At 38.7% G+C, this 1662-nt stretch carries 1 protein-coding gene; it reads right to left on the reverse strand.

Annotation, left to right across the window (positions count from 1 at the left end; all coding sequences use genetic code 11):
• Positions 1-357: 357 nt before the first annotated feature.
• Positions 358-1608, reverse strand: coding sequence for a 2-oxoglutarate dehydrogenase complex dihydrolipoyllysine-residue succinyltransferase (gene odhB / locus V7137_RS29285; RefSeq protein WP_335701322.1), 1251 nt, complete (start codon positions 1606-1608; stop codon positions 358-360).
• Positions 1609-1662: the final 54 nt, after the last annotated feature.

Below are 1662 nucleotides of genomic sequence, written 5' to 3' on the forward strand. Positions count from 1 at the left end.
ACATGGATCCTCTAAAAAACTAAAAAAATAGTTATTGACAACAACTAAATCAACCGAATATAGTTATTTTTGAAAATGACAATCATTATCAATGACTTGTTATTACTTACTCTTGTATAAAACGAGGTCAATAATGGTTCGGTTTTCTACAGATGATTTAAACATTAGCTATGGTGAACAGTTGATTGTTAAAAATCTCAGTGTGTTCTGGATGAACCAACTATTTATTCCCCTAGGATTCTAATAGGTGATCTTCATACCAGCCCAATCTGTATATTTCTGATAAAACAAACAAAAACAGACCTAAAAGGTCTGTTTCTTATTTATGAAACAATATATTTGAAATCCTATGAACTCTTACCCTTCTAATAATAACGATTGTGGATCTTCTAATAATTCTTTTACGGTAGCTAGGAAGCTAACGGCCTCTTTTCCGTCCACAATTCGATGATCGTAAGAAAGGGCAATGTACATCATCGGGCGGTTTTCCATTCGTTCACTATCAATCGCAATTGGTCTTGTTTGGATTTTATGCATACCGAGAATCCCCACTTGCGGGCTATTCAAGATCGGTGTTGACATTAACGAACCGAAAACGCCACCGTTTGTTATCGTAAATGTTCCACCCTGCAAATCATTTAAAGTAAGGGCATTATCACGAGCTTTTTTACCAAGATTACTGATATCTTGTTCAATTTCGGCAAAGTTTTTCTGGTTCGCACCGCGTACAACCGGTACAACCAACCCCTCTGGTGCTGCAACGGCAATACCGATGTCATAAAACTTCTTGATAATCAATTCATCACCTTGAATTTCAGCATTTAAAAGCGGGAATTGCTTTAAAGCTGAGACTACGGCTTTTGTAAAGAAAGACATGAACCCAAGACGAACACCATGTTTTTCATAAAAGGCATCTTTCCGTTTATTGCGTAAATCCATAACAGCCGACATATCGACTTCGTTAAATGTGGTTAACATCGCCGCTGTATGCTGGACTTCTACTAGTCGTTTAGCAATGGTTTGACGCCGGCGGGACATTTTCACCCGTTCTACTGGTTTGTCAAACTCTTCATCTATTTGTTGTACAGCCGGTTTTGGGCTGGACTTTTCCAACTTTGGTTCTTCTTTTACCGCAGGTGTAGGTGTATATGCTTTTACATCATCTGGTCTAATTCTGCCAAGTGGATCACGGCTGCTTACTTGGTTTAAATCAATTCCTAGCTCTCTTGCCAATTTTCTTGCCGCTGGTGAAGCAATAGGGCTTGTGGCTTTTGGAAGTTCTGGTTCAGATTGGATACTCTGTTGATTTATGGTTTCTACTTCTGCCTTTTTTTCCGGTGCTGCTGGAAAATCCGGAGTGGCTACAGCAGTCGTATTCTCTTCGATAATTGCAATTACATCGCCTACTTCGACGATATCGCCAGGCTCTTTTAATACCTTTGTGACTACGCCTGAGTATTCGGCATTTAATTCTATATTAACTTTATCTGTTTCCAGCTCAACCACACTATCTCCTTTGTTTACTCTATCACCAATATTAATGAGCCATTGTGCAATGGTTCCTTCTGTAATGGATTCTGCCAGTTCTGGTACTTTGATTTCAATCATCTGTTGTATCCTCCTAGGTATGATGTTAAGTCTGCAATTATGTTAGATAATAGT

Origin of the sequence: Neobacillus drentensis (genome assembly GCF_036962765.1) — a bacterium.
Lineage (GTDB): Bacteria > Bacillota > Bacilli > Bacillales > Cytobacillaceae > Neobacillus > Neobacillus drentensis_C.

Bases quoted from the DNA above. Each gene is read 5' to 3' on its own strand.
- odhB (WP_335701322.1), bottom strand. From the start codon at position 1,608: ATGATTGAAATCAAAGTACCAGAACTGGCAGAATCCATTACAGAAGGA.